The following is a 26,288-nucleotide window of genomic DNA, read 5'->3' on the forward strand; positions in this document are numbered from 1 at the left end:
TGCCGCAGCAAGCCAAAGTGAGTTGAGTATAACGCAATTTTGTCACTGGTCCGATGGGTGCAATGGTCTGAATTACGGGCTAAATGCAGGCGTAAATACGTGATTTGTGCCACACTTATTGACGTTACGATTTTGTTAACCACTCTTCCGGCGAGGAAAGTTAGCCCGCTGGTGCATTGATAATAAGGAGAAGTGAATGAAACTCGTGCACATGGCCAGTGGTTTAGCGGTTGCGATTGCGTTGGCGGCTTGCGCTGATAAAAGCGCGGATATCCAGACGCCAGCACCTGCTGCAAATACCTCTATTGCGGCGACACAACAACCTGCTATACAGCAACCTAATGTCTCCGGTACGGTCTGGATCCGTCAGAAAGTCGCACTGCCCCCCGATGCTGTGCTGACCGTGACACTTTCTGACGCGTCGTTAGCCGATGCGCCGTCTAAAGTACTGGCGCAAAAAGCGGTGCGTACCGAAGGTAAACAGTCGCCATTCAGCTTTGTTCTGCCATTTAACCCGGCAGACGTTCAGCCGAACGCGCGTATTCTGTTAAGTGCGGCGATTACCGTAAATGACAAATTGGTGTTTATTACCGATACCGTTCAGCCGGTGATCAACCAGGGCGGAACTAAAGCCGACCTGACATTGGTGCCGGTACAGCAAACCGCCGTGCCGGTTCAGGCCAGCGGTGGCGCAATGACCACCGTACCTTCGACTTCACCAACTCAGGTGAATCCGTCTTCGGCAGTTCCAGCTCCAACGCAATATTAAGCGAAGTTAACCCTCTCCGCCCGGAGAGGGTTAGTAGTTCCAGCGATAACGCTGCAAGTCGATTTGTCCGTTTCCCGATACCATCACGCCTTCTGCCAGTAATGCCTGGCGCTGACGCTGTAAATCTGGTCCGGTTAATGAGATTGTGCCGTGGCGGTTAACCACCCGATGCCAGGGCAAAGTGCTGCCTTCGGGCAGGCGCTTTAACACACCGCCCACCTGGCGCGCGGCACGGGGCGATCCTGCCAGTTTCGCGACATCGCCGTAAGTAGTGACATACCCTTCGGGAATAGCGGCTACGATTTGCCACACGCGCTGGGGAAATGAATCTTCTTTTTCCATCTTTTCTTCCTGAGGTAATTTTTCAGCATAATCTGGAAAAACGTCCGAGTGAAGTCGCATTGCGCAAGAAACCAGCATCCGGCACGCAATGGGTTGCAATTAGCAGGGGCAGCAGTGATAATGCGCCTGCGCGTTGGTTCTCAACGCTCTCAATGGGGGCTCTGTTGGTTCTCCCGCAACGCTATTCTGTTTACCAGGTCAGGTCCGGAAGGAAGCAGCCAAGGCAGATGACGCGTGTGCCGGGATGTAGCTGGCAGGGCCCCCACCCATTTCTGCCTCCCACCGTTTCGTCAAAAAATCTCAATATGGCTAAACTTTAACCACGACTGATGCCGCAAGAATTTTCTGGCTGCACGGTACGCTTCGGAGGTATGTCTGATGAAGTATGTTGATGGTTTTGTGGTTGCTGTTCCTGCCGACAAAAAGGATGCCTATCGTGAAATGGCCGCAAAGGCCGCGCCGCTGTTTAAAGAGTTTGGCGCCCTGCGCATTGTTGAATGCTGGGCCAGCGATGTACCGAATGGCAAAGTGACCGATTTTCGTATGGCGGTCAAAGCGGAAGAGAATGAGGAAGTGGTTTTTAGCTGGATTGAATACCCTTCAAAAGAGGTCCGCGACGCTGCCAATCAGAAGATGATGTCGGACCCACGGATGAAAGAGTTCGGCGAGTCCATGCCGTTTGATGGTAAACGAATGATCTACGGTGGGTTCGAGTCAATCATTGACGAGTAGCGTGACGGGCTGTGCGGCGTGCCGCCAGCCCCAAAATTCACAGATGGTGTTCTGCCCAGCGTATAAACTCCTCTTTCGGTAATGCTTTGCTGTACAACCATCCCTGGCCGTAATGCACGCCATGCTGGCGTAGCCACTCTTCCTGTTTGCTGGTTTCGATCCCTTCCGCCACCATTTTAAGTTTCAGCGTTTTTGCCATTTCGATGATATGCGGTGTGACATTTTTATATTCCAGCGCATCAACGAAGGATTTATCGATCTTCAGAATATCGACATCCAGATCCTGCAAATAACTTAAGCTCGAATAACCGGTACCAAAATCATCAAGATAAATTTCATGACCAACCTGTCGATATCGGGAGATTACCGGGGCGCTGATTTTTGGATCGGCAAACTCGCGTTCAGTGAGTTCAAGAGCGATCTGTTTGGGATTGACCTGGTAGTGATTGATCATTTCACGCAGCAATTGCGGGATTTTTTCCGAGGTGAGCACGGTGGATTCAAGATTGATCGAAATATGTTGCTGCGGATGCTGACGCAGCCAGTCGCCCATATCTTCAAAGACCGTTTTGATAATAAGCAGAGTCAGAGATTCTGACAGGCCCGTTTGTTGCGCCAGCGGGATAAAACTATCCGGTGACAACCAGCTACCGTCTGTCTGCGGCCAGCGCGCCAGCGCTTCGGCTCCGACAATCTTTCCATTCGATAAGGAGATAATAGGCTGATAGTGCACGCAAATATCGCGGTTTTCGATAGCATCTTGCAGGCGATGATGCGGTGACTGGATACGGCGTAAAATCCGCAGGACGAACATTGCCGCCAGTAGGCCAATTAACAATCCGACAGGCAACCAGATAAAGACCTGCCGATGCCAACCTTTTTGTAACGTTTTTGTCGAAGCCCAGGTGATTATGGAAATATTCATCTCGGGGAGAGGCAGGATATCGTAAATGATTCCATTCTTTTCGATGTGTTCACCCGGTGTTTTTTGCAGCTGGGTAATAATTCCCTGGGCTATTTCGTCACTGCTGGTAATGATAATGTTATGCACATTGCCAATAATCGCGGCATCAATTTGCCACGAGCTATAAGGAATCACATCTATAAATGAGGCGGGGTCAATCATCACTATGTAATGTGCAGTTCCCATTGCAACCATGTAGCGGGTAATACCTAAATCGTTGTGCGAGGTTAACCATACCCGATAACCATCGTTCGATATTTTACCTGGCTCGGGGAAGGTATCTGGCGGACTTTCATGTTCCAGAGAAGAGCACTGAGGCACGTTGTTATCGACATAGACCACTTCCTGAATATAACGATAACTATAAGATACCCGGCGCATTTCCATTAGATGAGCCTTGCTACAGGCTGCGCCTTGCCATTTTTCCAGTTTTTGTAGTGCATCTTTCCCTTGCGACGCCACTTTGTTGGCGCGAATAGCGACGCGGGATGAGTAGGTATGTAGCTCCTCAACAAATGACGTTTCTACCTGTTGATGAGCCAGCCAGATGCTTAAGCCCACTGGTAGAAGTACGGAAAGGATCAGTACTCCTGAAATTAGGCTGACCAGATGTCGTGTTCTCACCAGCATGTCCTTATTTACGCAGTGTAGGGAAAGTATATCCGATAGCGAATAAGGGCATGCAAAAGATAAGTGATGCGGGGGAGTTTCGTTAAATGCGTTGTGGCAACGATTGTTGTCAATTCACCAGGCGCGGATGTTTACGCCTGGTGAGGGCGATACAACTTATGGTGTCGCTTCGGTGCGGGCGAGAGTGAAAATATCGTAAAAGGACAACTCACCTTTACGAGCGATCATTTTCTGCAACTGTTCTTTGTGGATGTTCGCGACACGCGGCGAGTTCAGAATAGCGTCGACCAATGCAGTTGGAACAAAGCGTGTATTGTACCATTCGCCGTTGTAGCAAACCCGGAAATCAAGAACGTCGATATCTTCGTAATGGTAACGCGGATAAACGTCAAAAAAGAAGAAACCGTTAAGCAGGATGAACAATACCACCAGGAGCCAGACTGAACCAACCAGCGTTTCAGACTGTAACATCACAGCCAGAGTGGCAAAAAAAGCGACATACATACCGATAAACAGCCCCGGATGTTTACGGATAAAACTGATACTAAAGCGAGGTTTATTATCGCGTTTTTCGTGTGCATTTAGTGCATCAATTGTTTCGGTCAGCAGGCGTTGTATTTCAGTCATCTTTTGCCTTTGTGGTATCTGCAACTTTTCAGGGAACACCCTATTTTAACGTGGGAATCATATGATGAAAGTAACAGATTAACCACAATTTTGCATAACAGTTGCAACCATGGTTACAGTTTTTTAATGACAGTGGCCGGGTTACCGCCCACGACAACGTTAGCCGGAACATCTTTTGTGACGACGGCGCCAGAGGCCACCACGACGTTATCGCCAATGGTTACACCAGGGTTGATGACAGCACGTCCGCCAATCCAGACGTTATTACCGATAGTCACAGGTTTCCCCAGTTCAGCGCCACTATTACGGGCTACTGGGTCGACAGGGTGCGTAGCGGTATAAATGTGAACACCTGGTGCCAACATGCAATTATCACCGATACGAATTGGGCAGACATCAAGCATCACGCAATCGAAGTTGGCGTAAAATCCTTTGCCCAAAAAAATGTTATAGCCATAGTCGCAGCGAAAAGAGGGTTCAATATAAGCATCTGCTACCTGACCGAATAAATCGGTGAGAATTTTCTGGCGTAATGTTTGTTCTTCCGGTGCGGAGTGATTGTATTGGTGAATAAGCTGACGAGCGCGCAGGCGATCGCGAGATAACTCCTCATCTGCCGAGCGATACAACTCACCAGCAATCATTTTTTCTTTTTCTGTGCTCATTACTGACCTCCCGTTGCTGAAAATGCGGCAACACGGTAATGCGAATAGTCAGTTAAGAGAACGTTCCCGTTTTCCGAATGTGATGAAGGTCACATGCGGTATGCTTTCATTGCGAATAATATAATAATGTTAATAAACAGTCGGTTACATTTTCGAATGTCTGCTATTTAATTACCGAATAAATTTCCATACAGAGGAGGGGATCTTGTCGTACAGTTTATTCATGGTCAATTCTGCGAGGCGGTGATCTGCGGCTGAGTAAAATACCGCCAGTTCATTATCTGATAATTCGTATTTATTTTTCTCGATAACACGCTCTAGCGTGTCAATTGTCTGGCAACGACGCAGACGCATCAAATAATCGGTTTTCGTTAAAGGTTTATCGGACATACTTCTACCCATGGTTGTAATAATTCTAACAAGATAAACTCGCAGGATTCTCTTTAGTGGCATTCACAAAACAACGGAACAGTCGGTTACCTGACTTCCGCCATTTCTGGAGATCCTGCATATTAATACCATAACTACTGAACAACATAAAGGTGTCGTCCAGATATTCATCTATCTGCTCAATGAGCTTATTGTCTTCATTATACTTAATTTTGTAATTAAGTGCGAAGGTTGCTATATGTTCAATGAGTTCATTAAGCTGCAGATTGATGGCCGAGGTAGGGTCGTTAACCCAACCATGGTTACTTTCTTCAAGGTTTGCAAGACAGTCATGATACAAGGTTTCGCAGAGAAATTTAAGCTGCGCGACATCATGTCTTTTTGGTGAGTATTCATCCATAACGCGTCCCCCTTCTTAGCGGTTGAACTAACGGACACCTTTTGGGATGGAAAACTTACAGACCTGGCCTTGCCCTCTCACTTGTTAGATTAACTATAAGCTACTCTTTGGCGGTTTTCATCGTATTATTACGAAAAATTACAATTAGGAGGAGGGGAGGGAAAAGACTCTCTTCCTCATTCCAGCGCTGACGACGTAATGGCTAAAGCACTTTGTCTGATGCTATTCATAACATAATGTAATCAGGATGTTTGAGAGTGATAAAATGGTCTGACGATTTGTCACACTAATACCCAGGATTACTCTGATTATGATGTAATTGACATGAACAAATAAAGAATTGCCGCAAATAATTAAGAATAGCCTCTAGATGCCTGGGGGTTATTAAATCCATCGGTACGACTTAATATAAATTAACTAACAATAAGTATTTTTTATGAATTTTATGCGGCGTTAAAACTAACTTACGTTTGAAATCATTAACTATAAACATTTCAACATTAAGATTACGCGTATAAAAAAGGCCGCTTGCGCGGCCTTAGTGATTACGACGTTAATCAATGATGATCGACTGTATGGTTATGTTCGATATCTTCATTTTTGCGGCTAAAGCGGCGGCGAACCACCACGAAGAACACCGGAACGAAGAAGATAGCCAGTACCGTTGCGGTCACCATCCCGCCCATTACACCAGTACCTACTGCGTTCTGCGCGCCGGAACCAGCACCGGTGCTGATAACCAGCGGCATAACACCGAGGATAAATGCCAGTGAAGTCATCAGGATTGGGCGTAAACGCATCCGCACCGCATCCAGAGTTGCTTCAATCAGACCTTTACCTTCTTTATCCATCAAGTCTTTGGCGAATTCGACGATAAGTATCGCGTTCTTCGCCGACAACCCAATGGTTGTGAGCAGGCCCACCTGGAAGTAAACGTCGTTGGTCAGGCCGCGGAAGGTGGCTGCCAGCAACGCACCGATAACCCCCAGCGGCACGACCAGCATAACGGAGAACGGAATCGACCAGCTCTCGTACAATGCCGCCAGACACAGGAACACGACAATCAACGAAATCGCATACAGCGACGGCGCCTGGTTGCCGGAGAGACGTTCCTGATAGGACATCCCCGTCCAGTCGTAGCCAACACCGGTAGGCAGTTTGCTCGCCAGTTGTTCCATCAGCGCCATTGCTTCACCGGTACTCTTACCTGGTGCCGCCTGGCCTAAGATCTCCATGGATGGCAGGCCGTTGTAACGTTCCAGACGCGGCGAACCGTACTCCCAACGCGAAGATGAGAATGCCGAGAACGGCACCATCTGGCCATCAGCAGCACGCACATACCAGTTACCGATATCTTCCGGCAGCATGCGGTATTTTGCTTCTGACATGACGTAAACTTTTTTCACACGACCGCGGTCGATAAAGTCGTTCACGTAGCTGCCGCCCCATGCAGCGCCCAGGGTAGTGTTAATATCGTTAATAGAAACACCCAGTGCCTGAGCTTTCTCCTGGTCGATATCAATCTTGAACTGCGGAGTATCTTCCAGACCGTTTGGACGCACGCTGGTCAACAGATCAGGATGTTTCGCCGCTTCGCCCAGCAGCTGGTTACGCGCTTGAGTCAGTTTTTCGTGACCGAGGCCCGCCTGGTCAATCAGCTCAAAGTCGAAGCCCGTTGCCGTACCCAGTTCCACAATCGCAGGCAGGTTAAAGGCGAAGACCATCGCATCTTTAATCTGCGAGAAAGCGCGCGTTGCACGCGTGGTAATCGCTTCAACTTTGTTTTCATCACCCGGACGGTCAGCCCAGTCCTTCAACGAAACGAACGCAATACCGGTGTTCTGACCACGTCCCGCAAAGCCGAAGCCGTTAACGGCGAATACCGACTCAACGTTGTTCTTCTCTTTGGTCAGATAGTAATCCGTCACCTCATTGAGCACTTTCTGCGTACGTTCCTGCGTCGCACCCGCTGGCAGTTGGACCATGGTCATAAATACACCCTGGTCTTCATCTGGCAAGAAGGAACTTGGCAGACGTACAAACAGATAAGCCATGCCGACCACAATGATCAGATACAGCACCAGATAACGCCCCGTGCTGCGCAGAATACCGCCTACGCTGTCGGTGTAGTGGTGCGTGCTCTTCTCGAACATGCGGTTAAACCAGCCGAAGAAGCCTTTTTTGCCTTCGCCGTGATCGCCTTTAGCGATAGGTTTCAGCATAGTGGCACAAAGTGCCGGAGTCAGGATCAACGCCACCAGCACTGACAGTGCCATTGCCGAAACAATGGTAATGGAGAACTGACGATAGATTGCACCAGTAGAGCCGCCGAAGAAGGCCATCGGGATAAATACCGCCGACAGCACCATCGCGATACCCACCAGTGCGCCCTGAATCTGCCCCATCGACTTACGTGTGGCTTCTTTCGGCGGCAGACCTTCTTCCGCCATCACACGCTCAACGTTTTCTACCACGACGATGGCGTCATCCACCAACAGGCCGATGGCGAGCACCATCCCGAACATCGTTAGCGTGTTTATCGAGAAGCCAAAGGCGGCAAGGACAGCAAAGGTCCCCAGCAATACCACCGGTACGGCAATGGTCGGAATCAACGTCGCGCGGAAGTTCTGCAGGAACAGATACATAACCAGGAACACGAGGATGATCGCTTCGACCAGGGTTTTAACCACTTCGTGAATAGAGATTTTCACGAACGGCGTCGTGTCGTACGGATAAACGATTTTCAGACCTGACGGGAAGAATGGCTCCATCTTCGCCAGTTCAGCACGGATTGCCGCAGCAGTTTCCAGCGCGTTCGCACCGGTTGCCAGCTTGATACCCAGACCAGAAGCCGGTTGTCCGTTAAATTCCGCGATGATGTCGTAGTTCTCACCACCCAGCTCAATCTTCGCCACATCACGCAGCAGCACGCGGGAACCATCCTGATTCACTTTCAGCAGAATTTTGCCGAACTCTTCAGTAGAGGTCAGACGCGTCTGAGCAATAATAGAGGCGTTAAGCTGCTGGCCTTTCACCGGCGGTGTACCGCCGAGCTGACCGGCTGCGACCTGGGCGTTCTGTGCTTTGATAGCGGTAATGACATCAACCGGCGTTAGCTGGTATTTGTTCAACTCATTCGGGTTCATCCAGATACGCATCGCGTACTGTGAACCGAACAGCTGAACGTCACCAACGCCCGACGTACGGCTAATGGCATCTTTCATATTTGCCGCTACGTAGTCGGAGATATCTTCCTGCGTCATGGTGCCGTCAGTGTTGATAACACCGACAACCATCAGGAAGCTGCTGGAAGATTTCTCAACGCTCACCCCTTGCTGCTGTACTTCTTGCGGCAGCAACGGCATCGCCAGTTGCAGTTTGTTCTGCACCTGAACCTGCGCGATATCCGCATCAGTACCAGACTCAAAGGTCAGGGTGATCTGCACAGTACCTGTGGAGTCACTGTTAGAGGACATATACATCAGGTTATCGATACCGTTCATATTCTGTTCGATAACCTGTGTCACCGTGTCCTGCACTGTTTTCGCATCAGCGCCGGGGTAGGAAGCGGAGATCGTGACCGCCGGTGGTGCAATCGTAGGATATTGCGCCACCGGCAGTTTGAGGATCGCCAGCCCCCCTGCCAACATGATAATGATGGCGATCACCCACGCAAAAATCGGGCGATCGATAAAGAAATTAGGCATGTCTTAACGGCTCCTGTTTAAGTTAAGACTTGGACTGTTCAGGCTGAGCACCGCTTGCGGCTTGCTGGTTATTATCAGCGGTAACTTCTTGTGCTTTTACCTGGACACCAGGACGCACTTTCTGCAGCCCACTTATTACTACGCGGTCGCCTGCTTTCAGACCTTCTGTCACCAGCCACTTATCGCCAATAGCCTGGCTTGCGACGATTGGGCGGGTTTCCACTTTGTCATCCGCGCCAACCACCAGAACGGTAGCCTCACCGCGTGGTGTACGAGTTACACCCTGTTGCGGAACTAAAATGGCGTTAGGATTAAGCCCTTCTTCCAGACGAGCGCGCACGAACATACCCGGCAGCAGAGTGTGATCCGGGTTCGGGAAGATAGCGCGTAAAGTGATAGACCCAGTGGTCTGATCGACAGTCACGTCAGAGAACTCCAGCGTACCGTCCTGCGGGAACTTAATGCCGTCGCTGGTGATCAGCGAGACTTTGGCCTTGCCGTTCTCTTGCTTCAGCGTACCGTTTGCCAGTTCCTGTTTCAGACGCAGGAAGTCGTTGCTGGACTGGGTAACATCCACATAGATAGGATCAAGTTGCTGCACGGTTGCCAGCGCAGTCGCCTGACCGTTTTGCACCAGGGCACCTTCCGTCACGTTTGATTTACCAATACGGCCAGTAATCGGAGAGGTGACTTTGGTGTAAGCCAGATTGATCCGCGCGGTTTCAACAGCCGCTTTTGCCGCAGTGACAGCCGCATTTGCCTGTTGCGCATCAGCCAGCGCCTGATCGTACTCTTGCTTACTGATGTACTGAGTACCCAGCAGTTTCTGGTAACGATTAACAGTCAGTTGCGCGATATTGGCTGCTGCCTGCGCTTTCGCCAGATCGCCTTTTGCACTGTCGTACGCCGCCTGGTAGGTAGCAGGATCAATCTGATAAAGAGAGACACCTGCTTCGATGTCGCTACCCTCTTTGAAATTACGCTTCAGGATAATCCCGCTAACTTGAGGACGAACTTCTGCGATCCGGAAAGCACTGGTGCGGCCCGGAAGCTCGGTTGTGATCTGCAGAGGTTCAGTTTTGACTGTTACTACCCCAACGGCGGGCATCTGCTGGCCACCTTGTTGGGCCTGTTTGTCGTCACATCCTGTAAGCGCTAAGCTGCCTGAGAGCATCAGAACGATCGCCAGAGGCGTAAACCCTCTGTTTTTGTTCATATGTAAACCTCGAGTGTCCGATTTCAAATTGGTCAATGGTCAAAAGTCGATAAACCCATTGCTGCGTTTATATTATCGTCGTGCTATGGTACATACATTCATAAATGTATGTAAATCTAACGCCTGTAAATTCACTAACATATGGCACGAAAAACCAAACAAGAAGCGCAAGAAACGCGTCAACACATCCTCGATGTGGCGCTACGTCTTTTCTCACAGCAGGGGGTATCATCCACCTCACTGGGAGAGATTGCAAAAGCGGCAGGCGTTACGCGCGGTGCAATCTACTGGCATTTTAAAGACAAGTCGGATTTGTTCAGTGAGATCTGGGAGCTGTCAGAGTCCAATATTGGTGAACTAGAGCTTGAGTATCAGGCAAAATTCCCTGACGATCCACTCTCAGTTTTAAGAGAAATACTAATTCATGTGCTTGAATCGACGGTGACGGAAGAACGGCGTCGATTATTAATGGAGATTATTTTCCACAAATGCGAGTTTGTCGGAGAAATGGCGATTGTCCAACAGGCACAACGAAATCTCTGTCTGGAAAGTTATGAACGTATAGAGCAAACGTTAAGACATTGTATTGAAAAGAAATTATTACCAACCAATTTAATGACGCGCCGTGCGGCGATAATTATGCGCGGTTATATTTCCGGCCTGATGGAAAACTGGCTGTTTGCACCGCAATCTTTTGATCTCAAAAAAGAAGCCCGCGATTACGTAGCCATCTTGTTGGAAATGTATCTTCTTTGCCCGACTCTTCGTACTCCCGCCGCCAACGAAAAATCCTGAATCAGACTCCAGGATTTATCCTGGACATTTTCGCTGTTGCTATTCTGGCTCTCTACACCGTGATATTCTAGCCACCCGACTCGTTCAGGTCGTTCTTCAGGTTCAGAAACCTTCATTCATCATGACTATGTTCCAGTATTACAAACGATCACGGCATTTTGTTTTTTCAGCATTTATTGCTTTTGTTCTTGTCTTGTTATGCCAGAACACGGCGTTTGCGCGGGCGTCATCGAATGGTGATCTACCGACGAAAGCAGACCTGCAGGCACAACTTGACTCACTGAATAAACAAAAAGATCTTTCTGCCCAGGACAAGCTGGTGCAGCAAGATATTACTGACACGTTAGCCACCCTCGAGAAAATCGATCGCATTAAAGACGAAACGGTGCAATTACGGCAAAAAGTTGCCGAAGCGCCAGAGAAAATGCGTCAAGCGACTGCAGCGCTAACTGCGCTCAATGATGTGGATAACGACGAAGAAACCCGCAAAATTCTGAGTACGCTATCGTTGCGCCAGTTGGAGTTACGTGTCTCCCAGGCGCTGGACGATTTGCAGAATGCACAAAATGATCTGGCTTCTTATAACAGCCAGTTAGTTTCGTTACAGACGCAGCCTGAACGCGTGCAAAATGCGATGTATACCGCCTCGCAGCAATTGCAACAAATTCGCAGCCGCCTGGATGGAACCGAGGTCGGCGAAGCCGCCTTACGTCCCAGCCAGAAAGTGTTAATGCAGGCACAGCAAGCTTTGCTGAATGCCGAGATTGACCAACAGCGTAAAAGCCTGGAAGGGAACACTGTCTTACAGGACACCCTGCAAAAGCAGCGTGATTACGTGACGGCGAACAGTACGCGACTTGAACATCAGCTACAACTGTTGCAGGAGGCGGTGAACAGCAAGCGCCTGACATTAACCGAAAAAACGGCGCAGGAAGCCGTTACCCCGGATGAAGCTGCGCGTATTCAGGCTAATCCGCTGGTGAAGCAGGAGCTGGAAATAAACCAGCAATTAAGCCAGCGTCTGATTACCGCTACCGAAAACGGTAATGTCCTGATGCAGCAAAACATCAAAGTCAAAAACTGGCTGGAGCGGGCGCTGCAATCGGAACGTAACATCAAAGAGCAGATTTCTGTCCTGAAAGGCAGTCTGCTGCTTTCACGCATTCTTTATCAGCAACAACAAACGCTGCCCTCGGCGGATGAACTGGAAAATATGACCAACCGCATCGCGGACTTGCGTCTCGAACAGTTTGAAGTCAACCAGCAACGTGACGCGCTGTTCCAGAGCGATGCGTTCGTCAGCAAGCTGGAAGAAGGTCACGCCAACGAAGTCAACAGCGAAGTTCACGATGCGTTATTGCAAGTGGTTGATATGCGTCGCGAACTGTTGGATCAGCTTAACAAACAGTTGGGTAACCAGCTGATGATGGCCATTAACCTGCAAATCAACCAGCAGCAGTTAATGAGCGTATCGAAAAACCTGAAATCCATCCTGACTCAGCAAATTTTTTGGGTGAACAGTAACCGTCCGATGGACTGGGACTGGATCAAAGCGTTCCCGCAAACCCTGAAAGATGAGTTTAAATCGATGAAAATTACGGTGAACTGGGAAAAAGCCTGGCCCGCCGTATTTATCGCTTTCCTTGCCGGTTTGCCGCTGCTGTTGATTGCCGGGCTGATTCACTGGCGTTTAGGCTGGCTGAAAGCATATCAACAAAAACTGGCTTCGGCGGTAGGTTCCCTGCGTAACGATAGCCAGCTCAATACGCCAAAAGCGATTCTTATTGATCTGATCCGCGCACTGCCGGTGTGCCTGATTATTCTCGCTGTCGGTCTGATTCTACTGACGATGCAACTCAACATCAGTGAATTATTGTGGTCGTTCAGCAAAAAACTGGCGATTTTCTGGCTGGTGTTTGGCCTGTGCTGGAAAGTGCTGGAGAAAAACGGTGTTGCCGTGCGTCACTTTGGTATGCCGGAACAGCAGACCAGCCACTGGCGTCGGCAAATTGTCCGCATCAGCCTCGCGTTGCTGCCGATCCATTTCTGGTCTGTGGTGGCAGAACTCTCCCCGCTGCATCTGATGGATGATGTGCTGGGGCAGGCGATGATTTTCTTCAACCTGCTGCTGATTGCCTTCCTGGTGTGGCCAATGTGCCGCGAAAGCTGGCGTGATAAAGAGTCGCACACCATGCGACTGGTCACCATTACCGTGCTGTCGATTATCCCGATTGCGCTGATGGTGCTGACCGCTACAGGCTACTTCTACACCACGCTGCGCCTCTCCGGGCGTTGGATTGAAACCGTTTATCTGGTGATCATCTGGAACTTGCTCTACCAGACAGTATTGCGCGGTTTAAGCGTAGCGGCGCGGCGTATCGCCTGGCGTCGTGCGCTGGCGCGTCGGCAGAATCTGGTGAAAGAGGGCGCAGAAGGTGCCGAACCGCCGGAAGAACCCACCATCGCGCTGGAGCAGGTTAACCAGCAGACGCTGCGTATTACCATGTTGCTGATGTTTGCGCTGTTCGGTGTCATGTTCTGGGCAATTTGGTCCGATTTGATCACCGTGTTCAGCTATCTCGACAGCATCACGCTCTGGCATTACAACGGCACTGAAGCTGGCGCTGCGGTGGTGAAAAACGTCACCATGGGCAGTCTGTTGTTTGCGATTATCGTCTCAATGGTGGCCTGGGCGTTGATTCGCAACCTGCCTGGTTTGCTGGAAGTGCTGGTGCTGTCGCGCCTGAACATGCGCCAGGGGGCATCGTATGCCATCACCACTATCCTTAACTACATCATCATTGCCGTTGGTGCGATGATGGTGTTCGGATCGCTGGGCGTCTCGTGGGATAAACTCCAGTGGCTGGCAGCAGCATTATCCGTAGGTCTTGGTTTTGGCTTACAGGAGATCTTCGGTAACTTTGTCTCCGGTTTGATCATCTTGTTCGAACGTCCGGTGCGCATTGGCGATACGGTAACCATTGGTACCTACTCTGGGACGGTCAGTAAGATCCGTATTCGTGCGACAACGATTACCGATTTCGATCGCAAAGAAGTGATCATCCCGAACAAAGCGTTTGTTACCGAGCGTCTGATCAACTGGTCATTGACTGACACCACCACGCGTCTGGTGATCCGCCTGGGCGTGGCCTATGGCTCCGATCTGGAAAAAGTCCGCAGAGTCCTGCTTCAGGCAGCGACAGAGCATCCAAGGGTGATGCACGAGCCAATGCCAGAAGTCTTCTTTACTGCATTTGGCGCCAGCACGCTGGATCACGAACTGCGCTTGTATGTTCGTGAACTGCGCGACCGTAGCCGCACCGTCGATGAACTGAACCGTACTATCGATCAGTTATGCCGTGAAAACGACATCAACATTGCCTTTAACCAGCTTGAAGTGCATTTGCATAACGAGAAGGGCGATGAAGTGACGGAAGTGAAACGTGACTACAAAGGTGATGATCCGACGCCTGCGGTAGGATAATAACGAAAGGGGCGGCATTTAGTTGCCCCCGAGATTGCTGACAAAGTGCGCGTTGTTCATGCCGGATGCGGCGTGACCGCCTTATCCGGCCTACGAAACCGCGAAAATTCAATATATTGCAGGAGCGGTGTAGGCCTGATAAGCGTAGCGCATCAGGCAGTTTTGCGTTTGCCCGCAATCTTAGGGGACATTTAGCGGCCCCATTTATTTATCACTTTGCGCCTCATCATCGCGCGTTAATTTCTTTTCATAATCACGCTTTACAATATCCAGCGCGCGCAGCACGGTGCTGGCAGGGATTTGATTTTCTTCCAGTAGCACAATTAAATCGACGGCCAGTTTGACATCGTCAGGGGCATTTTCCAGTGACATACTTTCTCCATTGTTAGCGGGTTAAACGCGCTAACCTGTTTTCGATTTTTTCCAACGCATGACGGCAACGCGCCAGGCGCGCTTCATAGGCTTCCACTTCACGATGTAGCGTTTGCTGTTCCACGAGATCGGTCGCCCGCACCAGACGGGCTTTACGTTCGGCAACCATTTCACGTAGCCGTCGTTCAAACTCCTGATGCTGAATACGTTTACGCTGCCAGCGGGCAATTTTTGGTGGTGCGCTATCCCACGCGCGTAGCGACCAGGCTGCGGCTTCACGCGCGATGGCTTCCAGTTGTGCCGCCAGATGTTCTGCCAGCCAGGCGACTTGCGGCAGTTGCTGTTGCTCAACCGCATGGCGAAGCGCTGACAAATTATCTCCCGCTTCTTCCAGGTACGCCTGTAACGTTGTCGCACGGGTCTGAAAAAGGTGCCTGTCGAAACGGGCGCTTAACGTGGCGAACTGCGCCACCGGGGCACAACGCTGGCGCAGCGTGGCGAGCTGACCTTCCAGTTTTTCCAGCAGCAGGGCAGTTTTCACGATAAGACCTCAATGAAAATGATAATTGTTATGCTAAAGTAGCCACTCTGTATGCTGACTACACATAATATGCAACGAATCATTTTAATCATCATTGGCTGGCTGGCGGTAGTGTTGGGTACGCTGGGCGTGGTATTACCGGTATTGCCGACGACGCCATTTATCCTACTGGCCGCCTGGTGCTTTGCCCGTTCATCGCCGCGCTTCCACGCCTGGTTGCTGTACCGCTCATGGTTTGGCAGCTATTTACGCTTCTGGCAGAAATATCATGCGATGCCACGCGGTGCAAAGCCTCGGGCGATATTCATTATTTTACTGACTTTTGCGATTTCACTTTGGTTCGTACATATGACGTGGGTGCGGATTCTGTTATTGGTGATCCTCGGCTGTTTGCTGATTTTTATGTGGCGAATCCCAGTGATTGATGAAAAGCAATAAAAACGGCAAAGCACAACAATCGCTGTTGCAATTATCGCCCACAGCCAGTACATTCTGGCGTTTTCGAGCACAGGCGCAGGCGGTCAAAGGTTAAACAACTGTTACTTTTGACTCGTTTAAAACGCGCCGTGAGTACCACCGTAACAAGCAGGCATACACTTATGACCGCGACTGCACAGCAGCTTGAGTATCTCAAAAATAGCATCAAAAGCATTCAGGACTACCCGAAACCCGGCATTCTTTTCCGCGATGTCACCAGCTTACTGGAAGACCCGAAAGCTTACGCTCTCAGCATCGATTTACTGGTTGAGCGTTACAAAAATGCGGGCATTACCAAAGTCGTCGGCACTGAAGCTCGTGGCTTCTTGTTCGGCGCTCCGGTAGCATTGGGTCTGGGCGTTGGTTTTGTGCCGGTACGTAAACCAGGCAAACTGCCGCGCGAAACTATCAACGAATCTTATGAACTGGAATACGGCACCGATAAGCTGGAAATCCACGTTGATGCCATTAAACCTGGCGACAAAGTGCTGGTGGTTGATGATTTGCTGGCAACAGGCGGCACCATTGAAGCGACGGTTAAACTGATCCGCCGTTTAGGTGGTGAAGTTACTGACGCTGCGTTCATCATTAATCTGTTCGATCTTGGCGGCGAACAGCGCCTCGAAAAGCAGGGCATTACCTGTTATAGCCTTGTCCCGTTCCCGGGCCATTAATTTTCGCCAGCCCACGTCATGGGCAGCACAAGTTGTACATTCAGCCTCGCCGTTCTGACGGGGCTGTGTTAGCATTACCCCTTCGTGAATCCACCTTCCAGCGTTTCAGAGCCTGCCAATGAGTTATCAGGTCTTAGCCCGAAAATGGCGCCCACAAACCTTTGCTGACGTCGTCGGCCAGGAACATGTGCTGACCGCACTGGCGAACGGCTTGTCGTTAGGGCGTATTCATCATGCTTATCTTTTTTCCGGCACCCGTGGCGTCGGAAAAACCTCTATCGCCCGACTGCTGGCGAAGGGGCTAAACTGCGAAACCGGCATTACCGCGACGCCGTGCGGCGTATGCGATAACTGCCGTGAAATCGAGCAGGGGCGCTTTGTCGATTTGATTGAAATCGACGCCGCCTCGCGCACTAAAGTTGAAGATACCCGCGACCTGCTGGATAACGTTCAGTACGCTCCGGCGCGTGGTCGTTTTAAAGTCTATCTGATCGACGAAGTGCATATGCTGTCGCGTCACAGCTTTAACGCACTGTTAAAAACCCTTGAAGAGCCGCCAGAGCACGTCAAGTTCCTGCTGGCGACGACCGATCCGCAGAAATTGCCAGTGACGATTTTGTCACGCTGTCTGCAATTCCATCTTAAGGCGCTGGATGTCGAGCAAATTCGCCACCAGCTTGAGCACATCCTCAACGAAGAACATATCGCTCACGAGCCACGCGCACTGCAACTGCTGGCGCGCGCCGCCGAAGGCAGTTTGCGAGATGCCTTAAGTCTGACCGACCAGGCGATTGCCAGCGGCGACGGCCAGGTTTCGACCCAGTCAGTAAGCGCGATGCTGGGTACGCTTGACGACGATCAGGCGCTGTCGCTGGTTGAAGCGATGGTCGAGGCCAACGGCGAGCGCGTAATGGCGCTGATTAATGAAGCCGCTGCCCGTGGTATCGAGTGGGAAGCGTTGTTGGTGGAAATGCTCGGCCTGTTGCACCGCATTGCGATGGTACAACTTTCGCCTGCAGCACTTGGCAACGACATGGCCGCCATCGAGTTGCGGATGCGTGAACTTGCGCGCACCATACCGCCGACGGATATTCAGCTTTACTATCAGACGCTGTTGATTGGTCGCAAAGAATTACCGTATGCGCCGGACCGCCGCATGGGCGTTGAGATGACACTGCTGCGCGCGCTGGCGTTCCATCCGCGTATGCCGCTGCCTGAGCCAGAAGTGCCACGCCAGTCCTTTGCGCCCGTCGCGCCAACGGCAGTAATGACGCCAACCCAGGTGCCGCCGCAACCGCAACCAGCGCCGCAGCAGGCACCGACTGTACCGCTCTCAGAAACCACCAGCCAGGTGCTGGCGGCGCGTCAGCAACTGCAGCGCGCTCAGGGAGCAACCAAAGCAAAAAAGAGTGAACCGGCAGCCGCTACCCGCGCGCGGCCGGTGAATAACGCTGCGCTGGAAAGACTGGCTTCGGTCACCGATCGCGTTCAGTCGCGTCCTGTGCCATCGACGCTGGAAAAAGCGCCAGCCAAAAAAGAAGCGTATCGCTGGAAGGCGACCACCCCAGTGATGCAGCAAAAAGAAGTGGTCGCCACGCCGAAGGCGCTAAAAAAAGCGCTGGAACATGAAAAAACGCCGGAACTGGCGGCGAAGCTGGCGGCAGAAGCCATTGAGCGCGACCCGTGGGCGGCACAGGTGAGCCAACTATCGCTACCCAAACTGGTCGAGCAGGTGGCGTTAAATGCCTGGAAAGAGGAGAGCGACAACGCTGTATGCCTGCATTTGCGCTCCTCTCAGCGGCATTTGAATAACCGCGGCGCACAGCAAAAACTGGCTGAAGCGTTGAGCACGTTAAAAGGTTCAACGGTTGAACTGACTATCGTTGAAGATGATAATCCCGCGGTGCGTACGCCGCTGGAGTGGCGTCAGGCGATATACGAAGAAAAACTTGCGCAGGCGCGCGAGTCCATTATTGCGGATAATAATATTCAGACCCTGCGTCGATTCTTTGATGCAGAGCTGGATGAAGAAAGTATCCGCCCCATTTGATCGTAAGCACTGCTTACGATCGTCATCCTTAACGTGATTGAGAGAGAAACCTATGTTTGGTAAAGGCGGTCTGGGCAACCTGATGAAGCAAGCCCAGCAGATGCAAGAAAAAATGCAGCAGATGCAGGAAGAAATCGCGAAGCTGGAAGTGACTGGCGAATCCGGCGCAGGTCTGGTGAAAGTGACCATCAATGGCGCTCACAACTGCCGTCGCGTAGAGATCGACCCGAGCCTGCTGGAAGACGACAAAGAGATGCTGGAAGATTTGGTCGCTGCGGCATTCAACGACGCAGCGCGTCGCATCGAAGAAACCCAGAAAGAAAAAATGGCCTCTGTTTCCTCCGGAATGCAGCTGCCGCCAGGCTTTAAGATGCCGTTCTGATGCAAACCAGCCCGCTGTTAACACAGCTTATGGAAGCACTGCGCTGTCTGCCGGGCGTTGGCCCGAAGTCGGCGCAGCGTATGGCGTTCACGCTGCTTCAGCGCGATCGTAGCGGCGGGATGCGTCTGGCGCAGGCGCTCACCCGGGCGATGTCGGAAATCGGCCACTGCGCCGATTGTCGGACCTTCACTGAACAGGAAGTCTGTAACATCTGTTCAAATCCGCGTCGTCAGGAAAACGGTCAAATCTGCGTGGTGGAGAGTCCGGCGGACATCTACGCCATTGAGCAGACAGGGCAGTTTTCCGGTCGTTATTTTGTGTTGATGGGGCATCTGTCACCGCTGGACGGCATCGGCCCGGATGATATCGGACTTGATCGCCTGGAGCAGCGTCTGGCGGCAGAAAAAATCACCGAAGTGATCCTCGCCACCAACCCGACGGTCGAAGGTGAAGCCACCGCTAACTACATTGCCGAGCTTTGCGCGCAATATAACGTGGAAGCCAGCCGTATCGCTCATGGCGTACCGGTTGGCGGCGAGCTGGAAATGGTCGATGGCACCACGCTGTCACACTCCCTTGCCGGGCGTCATAAGATTCGTTTTTAAGCAAACGAGAGCAGGATCACCTGCTCTCGCTTGAAATTATCCTTCCTTGTCCCCATTTACCCCTCATCCTGTTTTTAACCTTAAAATGGCATTATTGAGGTAGACCTACATGAAAGGACAAGAAACTCGTGGTTTTCAGTCAGAAGTGAAACAGCTTCTGCACCTGATGATCCATTCTCTGTATTCCAATAAAGAAATCTTCCTGCGTGAGCTTATCTCTAACGCCTCCGATGCGGCGGACAAGCTGCGTTTCCGCGCGCTCTCTAACCCGGATCTGTACGAAGGTGACGGCGAACTGCGCGTTCGTGTTTCTTTCGATAAAGACAAGCGCACGCTGACCATCTCCGATAACGGCGTGGGGATGACCCGCGACGAAGTGATTGACCATCTGGGGACTATCGCTAAATCCGGCACCAAATCATTCCTCGAATCCCTGGGCTCTGACCAGGCGAAAGACAGCCAGCTGATCGGTCAGTTTGGTGTTGGTTTCTACTCCGCGTTTATCGTGGCCGATAAAGTGACCGTGCGTACTCGTGCGGCGGGCGAAAAACCAGAAAACGGCGTGTTCTGGGAATCGGCTGGTGAAGGTGAATACACCGTTGCCGACATCACCAAAGAAGATCGTGGTACTGAAATCACCCTGCATCTGCGTGAAGGCGAAGACGAGTTCCTCGATGACTGGCGCGTGCGTTCCATCATCAGCAAATACTCCGACCATATCGCGCTGCCGGTAGAGATCGAAAAACGCGAAGAGAAAGACGGCGAAACCGTTATCTCCTGGGAGAAAATCAACAAAGCGCAGGCGCTGTGGACCCGTAACAAGTCGGAAATCACCGATGAAGAGTACAAAGAGTTCTACAAACATATCGCCCATGACTTTAACGATCCGCTGACCTGGAGCCACAACCGCGTTGAAGGTAAGCAGGAGTACACCAGCCTGCTGTACATCCCGTCGCAGGCACCGTGGGATATGTGGAACCGCGATCATAAACACGGTCTGAAACTGTACGTCCAGCGTGTGTTCATCATGGACGACGCAGAACAGTTCATGCCGAACTATCTGCGCTTCGTGCGTGGTCTGATTGACTCCAGCGATCTGCCGCTGAACGTTTCCCGTGAAATCCTCCAGGACAGCACAGTCACGCGTAACCTGCGCAATGCGCTGACCAAGCGTGTGCTGCAAATGCTGGAAAAACTGGCGAAAGACGACGCGGAAAAATACCAGACCTTCTGGCAACAGTTTGGCCTGGTACTGAAAGAAGGTCCGGCGGAAGATTTCGCTAACCAGGAAGCGATCGCCAAACTGCTGCGTTTTGCGTCTACCCATACCGATTCTTCTGCGCAGACCGTGTCTCTGGAAGACTACGTTTCCCGCATGAAAGAAGGGCAGGAGAAAATCTACTACATCACCGCAGACAGCTATGCGGCGGCGAAGAGCAGCCCGCACCTGGAACTGCTGCGTAAGAAAGGCATCGAAGTTCTGCTGCTTTCCGACCGCATCGATGAGTGGATGATGAACTATCTGACTGAGTTCGACGGTAAACCGTTCCAGTCGGTGTCTAAAGTTGATGAATCGCTGGAAAAACTGGCTGACGAAGTCGACGAAAGTGCGAAAGAAGCGGAAAAAGCACTGACTCCGTTCATCGACCGCGTGAAAGCCCTGCTTGGCGAGCGCGTGAAAGATGTGCGTCTGACCCACCGTCTGACCGATACGCCAGCGATCGTTTCTACCGACGCGGACGAAATGAGTACCCAGATGGCGAAACTGTTCGCTGCGGCTGGCCAGAAAGTGCCAGAAGTGAAATACATCTTCGAACTGAACCCGGATCACGTACTGGTGAAACGTGCTGCAGATACTGAAGATGAAGCCAAGTTCAGCGAGTGGGTAGAACTGCTGCTGGATCAGGCGCAGCTGGCAGAACGCGGTACGCTGGAAGATCCGAACCTGTTTATTCGTCGTATGAACCAGTTACTGGTTTCCTGATGTAATGCCGGATGAATTTTATCCGGCATACAGCTGAATGTGGTGCCGGATGACCTTCGTGTCATCCGGCATTTTTCTTTTCATCCTCTGCACTTTCCGCAAATTATCTCACCATTAACCGTTTCAGCCCCGGGCGCCTTTCTTGAGGCAATCGCCTGTTGGTGGTATCGTTTATCGCTTTTTCAAAAAATTCGACACAATTTAAGGGGATTTTCGCAATGCGTATCATTCTGCTTGGCGCTCCGGGCGCGGGGAAAGGGACTCAGGCTCAGTTCATCATGGAGAAATATGGTATTCCGCAAATCTCCACTGGCGATATGCTGCGTGCCGCAGTCAAATCTGGCTCCGAGCTGGGTAAACAAGCTAAAGACATTATGGACGCTGGCAAACTGGTCACCGATGAACTGGTGATCGCGCTGGTTAAAGAGCGCATTGCTCAGGAAGATTGCCGTAATGGTTTCCTGTTGGACGGCTTCCCGCGTACCATTCCGCAGGCAGACGCGATGAAAGAAGCGGGCATCAATGTTGATTACGTTCTGGAATTCGACGTGCCGGACGAACTGATCGTTGATCGTATCGTGGGCCGCCGCGTTCACGCGCCGTCTGGTCGTGTATATCACGTTAAATTCAATCCGCCGAAAGTAGAAGGCAAAGACGACGTGACTGGTGAAGAGCTGACTACTCGTAAAGACGATCAGGAAGAAACCGTACGTAAACGTCTGGTTGAATACCATCAGATGACTGCACCGCTGATTGGCTACTACTCCAAAGAAGCAGAAGCGGGTAACACCAAATACGCGAAAGTTGACGGCACCAAACCGGTTGCTGAAGTTCGCGCGGCTCTGGAAAAAATCCTCGGCTAATCAAGCCGCAGCAGATCTGCTCTCGGGCAGGTCTGCGTATCCTCCTCAGGCCAGGCCTCTCACAGCAATTAGTTCTTCTTCCTCACTTTTCCGCTACAATTATCAACAAGTTGAATCGATAAGAGGCGGTAATGCGTCAGACTAAAACCGGTATCCTGCTGGCAAACCTGGGGACGCCCGATGCCCCCACTCCTGAAGCGGTAAAACGCTATCTGAAACAATTTTTAAGCGATAGACGCGTTGTTGATACCTCACGGCTGTTGTGGTGGCCGTTGCTGCGTGGTGTGATTTTGCCGCTGCGCTCACCGCGCGTGGCGAAGCTGTACGCCTCGGTCTGGATGGAAGACGGCTCGCCACTGATGGTTTACAGCCGCCAGCAACAGCAGGCGCTGGCACAACGTTTACCGGAAACGCCAGTGGCGCTGGGCATGAGCTACGGCTCGCCATCACTGGAAAGCGCCGTCGATGAACTACTGGCAGAACATGTTGATCATATTGTGGTGCTGCCGCTCTATCCGCAATACTCCTGTTCTACGGTTGGCGCTGTGTGGGATGAACTTGCACGCATTCTCGCGCGCAAGCGTAGCATTCCGGGGATTTCGTTTATTCGTGATTACGCCGATAACCACGATTACATTAATGCGCTGGCGAACAGCGTGCGGGCCTCTTTCGAAAAACATGGCGAGCCGGATCTGCTGCTGCTCTCTTATCATGGCATTCCTCAGCGTTACGCGGATGAAGGTGATGATTACCCGCAGCGTTGCCGCACAACGACTCGCGAACTGGCTTCCGCATTGGGGATGGCACCGGAAAAAGTGATGATGACCTTTCAGTCGCGCTTTGGTCGGGAACCCTGGCTGATGCCTTATACCGACGAAACGCTGAAAATGCTCGGAGAAAAAGGTGTCGGTCATATTCAGGTGGTGTGTCCGGGCTTTGCTGCGGATTGTCTGGAGACGCTGGAAGAGATTGCCGAGCAAAACCGTGAAGTCTTCCTCGGCGCTGGCGGGAAAAAATACGAATATATTCCGGCGCTTAATGCTACACCGGAGCATATCGAAATGATGGCTAATCTTGTTGCAGCCTATCGCTAAAGAATTGAGCACCGTCGCGTAGAGCATCGTCGGCGGTTTTCATCATCCGTGAATAATGCAAAAAGGCGTGCAGCGTACCGGAGTAGAGTTTGAACTCACAAGGTTGCTGATGCGCCGCTAACGTCTGGTAAAGCAGGCGACTGTCATCCAGCAGCGGATCGAACTCCGCTCCGGCGATATAACAGGGCGGCACATTTCGAGTGAGATCATTATTAAACAGGCAGTAATACGGCGACTCGCGATCCGCTTCGCTGCCTAAATATGCCTCTTCATACATCTGTAAATCCTGTTGCGTTAAGCCATCCCAGGTACCGCCCAGCAGGCGACGAGTCACGGAATCCCGTAACCCATAAAGTCCATACCACAGCAAAACGCCCACAACCTTACCGCAATCGATCTGTTTATCCCGCAGCCACAAGGCGCTGGCGAGCGCCAGCATTGCGCCAGCGGAATCACCGGCAAAGCCAATATGTGACATATTAATTTGATAATCGCCCGCCTGCTGGTGGAAGTGACAACAGGCGGCCACGATTTCCTCTATCGCCTGCGGAAAACGCGCTTCTGGCGAAAGGGTGTAATCAATGCCAATCACCGTACACTGAGTGTAGATTGCCAGCAGGCGCATGATGCGATCGTGAGTATCGAGATTGCCGAGAATAAAACCACCGCCGTGAAGATAAAATAGCGTCGCTGGGCTATCTGAATTTGGACAAAATAAGCGGGCCTCCACTTGTCCATATTTTGTCGGAACTGCGTAATCCTTGGTTTCCATTTCTGGAGCGCCCGCATTCCAGAATCGCCGCTCGAGCGTGTAATGCTGACGCTGCTCGGCAAGTGTTCCTTCTGCGGGCCAGGGCGGTAAATCAGGCTGAAGCGTATTAACAACGGCCCTCATTTCGGCAGAAATCAGTTCCAGTGCGGGTAATTTGTTTTCCATCTTCATAGAAAAACTCCTTTCAAATTACGCCATTGTAAGGAAGCTCTGCCATGATAATGCGATCTCGTCTGCTGATATTGAAACTGGCTGCATCTCGCGCGTTCCCGTGAGATTGTGTTAACATTCGCCGCTCAGTTAACCACCCGTAAAAACAACCATGAAATTTCCCGGTAAACGTAAATCCAAACATTACTTCCCTGTAAACGCACGCGATCCGCTGTTGCAGCAAATCCAGCCAGAAAATGAAACCAGCGCTGCCTGGGTGGTGGGTATCGACCAGACGTTGGTAGATATTGAAGCAAAAGTGGATGATGAGTTCATTGAACGTTATGGATTAAGCGCCGGGCATTCACTGGTGATTGAAGATGATGTTGCCGAAGCACTCTATCAGGAACTTAAAGAGAAAAACCTGATTACCCATCAGTTTGCGGGTGGCACTATTGGTAACACCATGCATAACTACTCGGTACTGGCGGATGACCGCTCGGTACTACTGGGCGTGATGTGCAGCAATATTGAAATTGGCAGCTACGCCTATCGCTATTTGTGCAATACCTCCAGCCGTACCGATCTTAACTATCTGCAAGGCGTAGACGGCCCGATTGGACGCTGCTTTACGCTGATTGGTGAGTCTGGCGAACGCACTTTTGCCATTAGCCCTGGCCACATGAACCAGCTACGGGCAGAAAGCATTCCGGAAGATGTGATTGCCGGAGCGTCGGCGCTGGTACTCACCTCATATCTGGTGCGCTGCAAGCCGGGCGAACCGATGCCGGAAGCGACCATGAAAGCCATTGAGTACGCGAAGAAATATAACGTGCCGGTGGTGCTGACGCTGGGGACTAAATTTGTCATCGCCGAGAATCCGCAGTGGTGGCAGCAATTCCTCAAAGAACACGTTTCCATCCTTGCGATGAACGAAGAAGAAGCCGAAGCGTTGACCGGAGAGAGCGATCCGCTGCTGGCGTCTGATAAGGCGCTGGACTGGGTGGATCTGGTGCTGTGCACCGCCGGGCCAATCGGTTTGTATATGGCGGGCTTTACTGAAGACGAAGCGAAACGCAAAACCCAGCATCCGCTGCTGCCGGGCGCTATCGCGGAATTTAACCAGTATGAGTTTAGCCGCGCCATGCGCCACAAGGATTGCCAGAATCCGCTGCGCGTCTATTCGCACATTGCGCCGTATATGGGCGGACCAGAAAAAATCATGAACACCAACGGTGCCGGAGATGGGGCGCTGGCGGCGCTGTTGCATGACATTACCGCTAACAGTTATCACCGTAGCAACGTACCAAATTCCAGCAAACATAAATTCACCTGGCTGACGTATTCGTCATTAGCGCAGGTGTGTAAATACGCCAACCGTGTGAGCTATCAGGTACTGAACCAGCATTCTCCACGCTTAACGCGCGGGCTGCCGGAGCGTGAAGACAGCCTGGAAGAATCTTACTGGGATCGTTAAGTTATCGTCGGTTCGTAGGCCAGATAAGGCGTTCACGCCGCATCTGGCATTTGGCGCTCGATGCCTGATGCGACGCTGGCCGCGTCTTATCAGGCATACATATCCGCGCCTATTATCCGGTAATCA

Annotated in this window: 24 protein-coding genes, 1 other RNA gene, 1 pseudogene and 1 other annotated feature; of the genes and pseudogenes, 15 read left to right on the forward strand and 11 right to left on the reverse strand. The window is 51.4% G+C overall.

The genetic code is table 11. From position 1 onward, the window contains the following. Positions 1-196 precede the first annotated feature (196 nt). Positions 197-769 carry a YbaY family lipoprotein gene (locus FEK42_RS10630; protein WP_130258548.1) on the forward strand — a complete coding sequence of 191 codons (573 nt, stop codon included), beginning with the start codon at positions 197-199 and terminating at the stop codon, positions 767-769. A 30-nt stretch (positions 770-799) separates the two neighbouring features. On the opposite strand, the gene FEK42_RS10635 is transcribed toward FEK42_RS10630, so the two are convergent. Next, positions 800-1,111 (reverse strand): MGMT family protein, encoded by a 312-nt coding sequence (locus FEK42_RS10635; RefSeq protein WP_130215477.1) that lies wholly within the window; start codon positions 1,109-1,111, stop codon positions 800-802. Between the two features lie 162 nt (positions 1,112-1,273). On the opposite strand from FEK42_RS10635, the gene ffs reads away from it, so the two are divergent. Both ffs and FEK42_RS10645 read left to right on the forward strand, forming a co-directional pair. Next, positions 1,274-1,370, forward strand: an RNA gene (ffs, locus tag FEK42_RS10640) — signal recognition particle sRNA small type. Between the two features lie 119 nt (positions 1,371-1,489). Further along, positions 1,490-1,843, forward strand: coding sequence for a DUF1428 domain-containing protein (locus FEK42_RS10645; RefSeq protein ID WP_064529090.1), 354 nt, complete (start codon positions 1,490-1,492; stop codon positions 1,841-1,843). 37 nt (positions 1,844-1,880) lie between these two features. Here the strand turns inward: FEK42_RS10645 and FEK42_RS10650 are convergent, their stop codons facing one another. The 7 genes from FEK42_RS10650 to acrA all read right to left on the reverse strand — a co-directional run bounded on the left by FEK42_RS10650 (position 1,881) and on the right by acrA (position 10,442). Further along, on the reverse strand, positions 1,881-3,431 hold the full coding sequence (locus FEK42_RS10650; protein WP_135492535.1) for an EAL domain-containing protein: 1,551 nt from the start codon (positions 3,429-3,431) through the stop codon (positions 1,881-1,883). Between the two features lie 162 nt (positions 3,432-3,593). Beyond that, positions 3,594-4,064 carry a YlaC family protein gene (locus tag FEK42_RS10655; protein WP_130206287.1) on the reverse strand — a complete coding sequence of 157 codons (471 nt, stop codon included), beginning with the start codon at positions 4,062-4,064 and terminating at the stop codon, positions 3,594-3,596. Positions 4,065-4,177: 113 nt separating this feature from the next. Further along, the gene (gene maa / locus FEK42_RS10660; RefSeq protein ID WP_130206289.1) at positions 4,178-4,729 is read right to left on the reverse strand and encodes a maltose O-acetyltransferase; all 552 of its coding nucleotides are present in this window, start codon (positions 4,727-4,729) and stop codon (positions 4,178-4,180) included. 171 nt (positions 4,730-4,900) lie between these two features. Next, complete coding sequence (locus FEK42_RS10665) at positions 4,901-5,119, reverse strand: HHA domain-containing protein (protein WP_001280991.1); 219 nt, start codon at positions 5,117-5,119, stop codon at positions 4,901-4,903. 25 nt (positions 5,120-5,144) lie between these two features. After that, positions 5,145-5,519, reverse strand: coding sequence for an Hha toxicity modulator TomB (gene tomB, locus FEK42_RS10670; protein WP_021532618.1), 375 nt, complete (start codon positions 5,517-5,519; stop codon positions 5,145-5,147). A gap of 557 nt (positions 5,520-6,076) precedes the next feature. Further along, positions 6,077-9,226 carry an efflux RND transporter permease AcrB gene (acrB, locus tag FEK42_RS10675; RefSeq protein ID WP_130206291.1) on the reverse strand — a complete coding sequence of 1,050 codons (3,150 nt, stop codon included), beginning with the start codon at positions 9,224-9,226 and terminating at the stop codon, positions 6,077-6,079. A gap of 22 nt (positions 9,227-9,248) precedes the next feature. Continuing rightward, positions 9,249-10,442, reverse strand: coding sequence for a multidrug efflux RND transporter periplasmic adaptor subunit AcrA (acrA, locus tag FEK42_RS10680; RefSeq protein WP_130206293.1), 1,194 nt, complete (start codon positions 10,440-10,442; stop codon positions 9,249-9,251). 141 nt (positions 10,443-10,583) lie between these two features. Between acrA and acrR the strand changes: the two genes are divergently transcribed. The 3 genes and pseudogenes from acrR to FEK42_RS23190 all read left to right on the forward strand — a co-directional run. Continuing rightward, positions 10,584-11,237, forward strand: coding sequence for a multidrug efflux transporter transcriptional repressor AcrR (gene acrR / locus FEK42_RS10685; protein ID WP_135492537.1), 654 nt, complete (start codon positions 10,584-10,586; stop codon positions 11,235-11,237). 121 nt (positions 11,238-11,358) lie between these two features. Further along, positions 11,359-14,721, forward strand: a complete 3,363-nt coding sequence (mscK, locus tag FEK42_RS10690; protein WP_131160988.1) for a mechanosensitive channel MscK — start codon at positions 11,359-11,361, stop codon at positions 14,719-14,721. A gap of 60 nt (positions 14,722-14,781) precedes the next feature. Continuing rightward, a pseudogene (locus FEK42_RS23190) lies at positions 14,782-14,880 on the forward strand (hypothetical protein); the annotation flags it as partial. Positions 14,881-14,925: 45 nt separating this feature from the next. Here the strand turns inward: FEK42_RS23190 and rsmS are convergent. Both rsmS and priC read right to left on the reverse strand, forming a co-directional pair. Beyond that, positions 14,926-15,093, reverse strand: coding sequence for a pleiotropic regulatory protein RsmS (gene rsmS / locus FEK42_RS10695; protein ID WP_130206299.1), 168 nt, complete (start codon positions 15,091-15,093; stop codon positions 14,926-14,928). A gap of 13 nt (positions 15,094-15,106) precedes the next feature. Next, a complete protein-coding gene (gene priC / locus FEK42_RS10700; RefSeq protein ID WP_135492539.1) occupies positions 15,107-15,634 on the reverse strand; it encodes a primosomal replication protein N'' in 528 nt (175 codons plus the stop codon). Between the two features lie 69 nt (positions 15,635-15,703). Here priC and FEK42_RS10705 point away from each other — a divergent pair, with 69 nt between their 5' ends. The 8 genes from FEK42_RS10705 to hemH all read left to right on the forward strand — a co-directional run bounded on the left by FEK42_RS10705 (position 15,704) and on the right by hemH (position 23,763). Further along, positions 15,704-16,072 carry a DUF454 family protein gene (locus FEK42_RS10705; RefSeq protein ID WP_064529099.1) on the forward strand — a complete coding sequence of 123 codons (369 nt, stop codon included), beginning with the start codon at positions 15,704-15,706 and terminating at the stop codon, positions 16,070-16,072. A 161-nt stretch (positions 16,073-16,233) separates the two neighbouring features. Next, positions 16,234-16,785, forward strand: coding sequence for an adenine phosphoribosyltransferase (gene apt, locus FEK42_RS10710; RefSeq protein WP_064529079.1), 552 nt, complete (start codon positions 16,234-16,236; stop codon positions 16,783-16,785). Positions 16,786-16,903: 118 nt separating this feature from the next. Next, positions 16,904-18,835: a DNA polymerase III subunit gamma/tau gene (dnaX, locus tag FEK42_RS10715; protein WP_138211826.1), complete on the forward strand. Its 1,932-nt coding sequence runs from the start codon at positions 16,904-16,906 to the stop codon at positions 18,833-18,835. Further along, positions 18,168-18,232, forward strand: a sequence feature (DnaX frameshifting element). (Overlaps the previous gene by 65 nt.) Positions 18,836-18,887: 52 nt before the next feature. Further along, a complete protein-coding gene (locus FEK42_RS10720; RefSeq protein WP_001515903.1) occupies positions 18,888-19,217 on the forward strand; it encodes a YbaB/EbfC family nucleoid-associated protein in 330 nt (109 codons plus the stop codon). Then, positions 19,217-19,822, forward strand: coding sequence for a recombination mediator RecR (recR, locus tag FEK42_RS10725; RefSeq protein WP_135492546.1), 606 nt, complete (start codon positions 19,217-19,219; stop codon positions 19,820-19,822). The genes FEK42_RS10720 and recR overlap by 1 nt, the downstream gene beginning before the upstream one ends. Before the next feature lie 109 nt (positions 19,823-19,931). Next, the gene (htpG, locus tag FEK42_RS10730) at positions 19,932-21,806 is read left to right on the forward strand and encodes a molecular chaperone HtpG (RefSeq protein ID WP_135492548.1); all 1,875 of its coding nucleotides are present in this window, start codon (positions 19,932-19,934) and stop codon (positions 21,804-21,806) included. Between the two features lie 218 nt (positions 21,807-22,024). Then, positions 22,025-22,669 carry an adenylate kinase gene (adk, locus tag FEK42_RS10735; RefSeq protein ID WP_001313630.1) on the forward strand — a complete coding sequence of 215 codons (645 nt, stop codon included), beginning with the start codon at positions 22,025-22,027 and terminating at the stop codon, positions 22,667-22,669. A gap of 131 nt (positions 22,670-22,800) precedes the next feature. After that, on the forward strand, positions 22,801-23,763 hold the full coding sequence (gene hemH / locus FEK42_RS10740) for a ferrochelatase (RefSeq protein ID WP_135409621.1): 963 nt from the start codon (positions 22,801-22,803) through the stop codon (positions 23,761-23,763). On the opposite strand, the gene aes is transcribed toward hemH, so the two are convergent. Then, positions 23,738-24,706 (reverse strand): acetyl esterase, encoded by a 969-nt coding sequence (gene aes / locus FEK42_RS10745; RefSeq protein ID WP_135492550.1) that lies wholly within the window; start codon positions 24,704-24,706, stop codon positions 23,738-23,740. The genes hemH and aes overlap by 26 nt on opposite strands. Positions 24,707-24,857: 151 nt before the next feature. On the opposite strand from aes, the gene gsk reads away from it, so the two are divergent. Next, the gene (gsk, locus tag FEK42_RS10750) at positions 24,858-26,162 is read left to right on the forward strand and encodes an inosine/guanosine kinase (protein WP_130206313.1); all 1,305 of its coding nucleotides are present in this window, start codon (positions 24,858-24,860) and stop codon (positions 26,160-26,162) included. Positions 26,163-26,288 lie beyond the last annotated feature (126 nt).

The sequence above is a fragment of the Escherichia sp. E2748 genome, from assembly GCF_005781125.1.
Lineage (GTDB): Bacteria > Pseudomonadota > Gammaproteobacteria > Enterobacterales > Enterobacteriaceae > Escherichia.

What these genes read in the sequence shown, in the direction of transcription:
- recR (WP_135492546.1), top strand. Translation starts at nt 19,217, where the DNA reads ATGCAAACCAGCCCGCTGTTAACACAGCTTATGGAAGCACTGCGCTGT.
- mscK (WP_131160988.1), top strand. Translation starts at nt 11,359, where the DNA reads ATGACTATGTTCCAGTATTACAAACGATCACGGCATTTTGTTTTTTCA.
- FEK42_RS10665 (WP_001280991.1), bottom strand. Translation starts at nt 5,119, where the DNA reads ATGTCCGATAAACCTTTAACGAAAACCGATTATTTGATGCGTCTGCGT.
- FEK42_RS10705 (WP_064529099.1), top strand. Translation starts at nt 15,704, where the DNA reads ATGCAACGAATCATTTTAATCATCATTGGCTGGCTGGCGGTAGTGTTG.
- acrB (WP_130206291.1), bottom strand. Translation starts at nt 9,226, where the DNA reads ATGCCTAATTTCTTTATCGATCGCCCGATTTTTGCGTGGGTGATCGCC.
- FEK42_RS10645 (WP_064529090.1), top strand. Translation starts at nt 1,490, where the DNA reads ATGAAGTATGTTGATGGTTTTGTGGTTGCTGTTCCTGCCGACAAAAAG.
- htpG (WP_135492548.1), top strand. Translation starts at nt 19,932, where the DNA reads ATGAAAGGACAAGAAACTCGTGGTTTTCAGTCAGAAGTGAAACAGCTT.
- maa (WP_130206289.1), bottom strand. Translation starts at nt 4,729, where the DNA reads ATGAGCACAGAAAAAGAAAAAATGATTGCTGGTGAGTTGTATCGCTCG.
- FEK42_RS10630 (WP_130258548.1), top strand. Translation starts at nt 197, where the DNA reads ATGAAACTCGTGCACATGGCCAGTGGTTTAGCGGTTGCGATTGCGTTG.
- acrA (WP_130206293.1), bottom strand. Translation starts at nt 10,442, where the DNA reads ATGAACAAAAACAGAGGGTTTACGCCTCTGGCGATCGTTCTGATGCTC.
- dnaX (WP_138211826.1), top strand. Translation starts at nt 16,904, where the DNA reads ATGAGTTATCAGGTCTTAGCCCGAAAATGGCGCCCACAAACCTTTGCT.
- aes (WP_135492550.1), bottom strand. Translation starts at nt 24,706, where the DNA reads ATGAAGATGGAAAACAAATTACCCGCACTGGAACTGATTTCTGCCGAA.
- FEK42_RS10655 (WP_130206287.1), bottom strand. Translation starts at nt 4,064, where the DNA reads ATGACTGAAATACAACGCCTGCTGACCGAAACAATTGATGCACTAAAT.
- adk (WP_001313630.1), top strand. Translation starts at nt 22,025, where the DNA reads ATGCGTATCATTCTGCTTGGCGCTCCGGGCGCGGGGAAAGGGACTCAG.
- FEK42_RS10635 (WP_130215477.1), bottom strand. Translation starts at nt 1,111, where the DNA reads ATGGAAAAAGAAGATTCATTTCCCCAGCGCGTGTGGCAAATCGTAGCC.
- acrR (WP_135492537.1), top strand. Translation starts at nt 10,584, where the DNA reads ATGGCACGAAAAACCAAACAAGAAGCGCAAGAAACGCGTCAACACATC.
- tomB (WP_021532618.1), bottom strand. Translation starts at nt 5,519, where the DNA reads ATGGATGAATACTCACCAAAAAGACATGATGTCGCGCAGCTTAAATTT.
- hemH (WP_135409621.1), top strand. Translation starts at nt 22,801, where the DNA reads ATGCGTCAGACTAAAACCGGTATCCTGCTGGCAAACCTGGGGACGCCC.
- FEK42_RS10720 (WP_001515903.1), top strand. Translation starts at nt 18,888, where the DNA reads ATGTTTGGTAAAGGCGGTCTGGGCAACCTGATGAAGCAAGCCCAGCAG.
- gsk (WP_130206313.1), top strand. Translation starts at nt 24,858, where the DNA reads ATGAAATTTCCCGGTAAACGTAAATCCAAACATTACTTCCCTGTAAAC.
- rsmS (WP_130206299.1), bottom strand. Translation starts at nt 15,093, where the DNA reads ATGTCACTGGAAAATGCCCCTGACGATGTCAAACTGGCCGTCGATTTA.
- apt (WP_064529079.1), top strand. Translation starts at nt 16,234, where the DNA reads ATGACCGCGACTGCACAGCAGCTTGAGTATCTCAAAAATAGCATCAAA.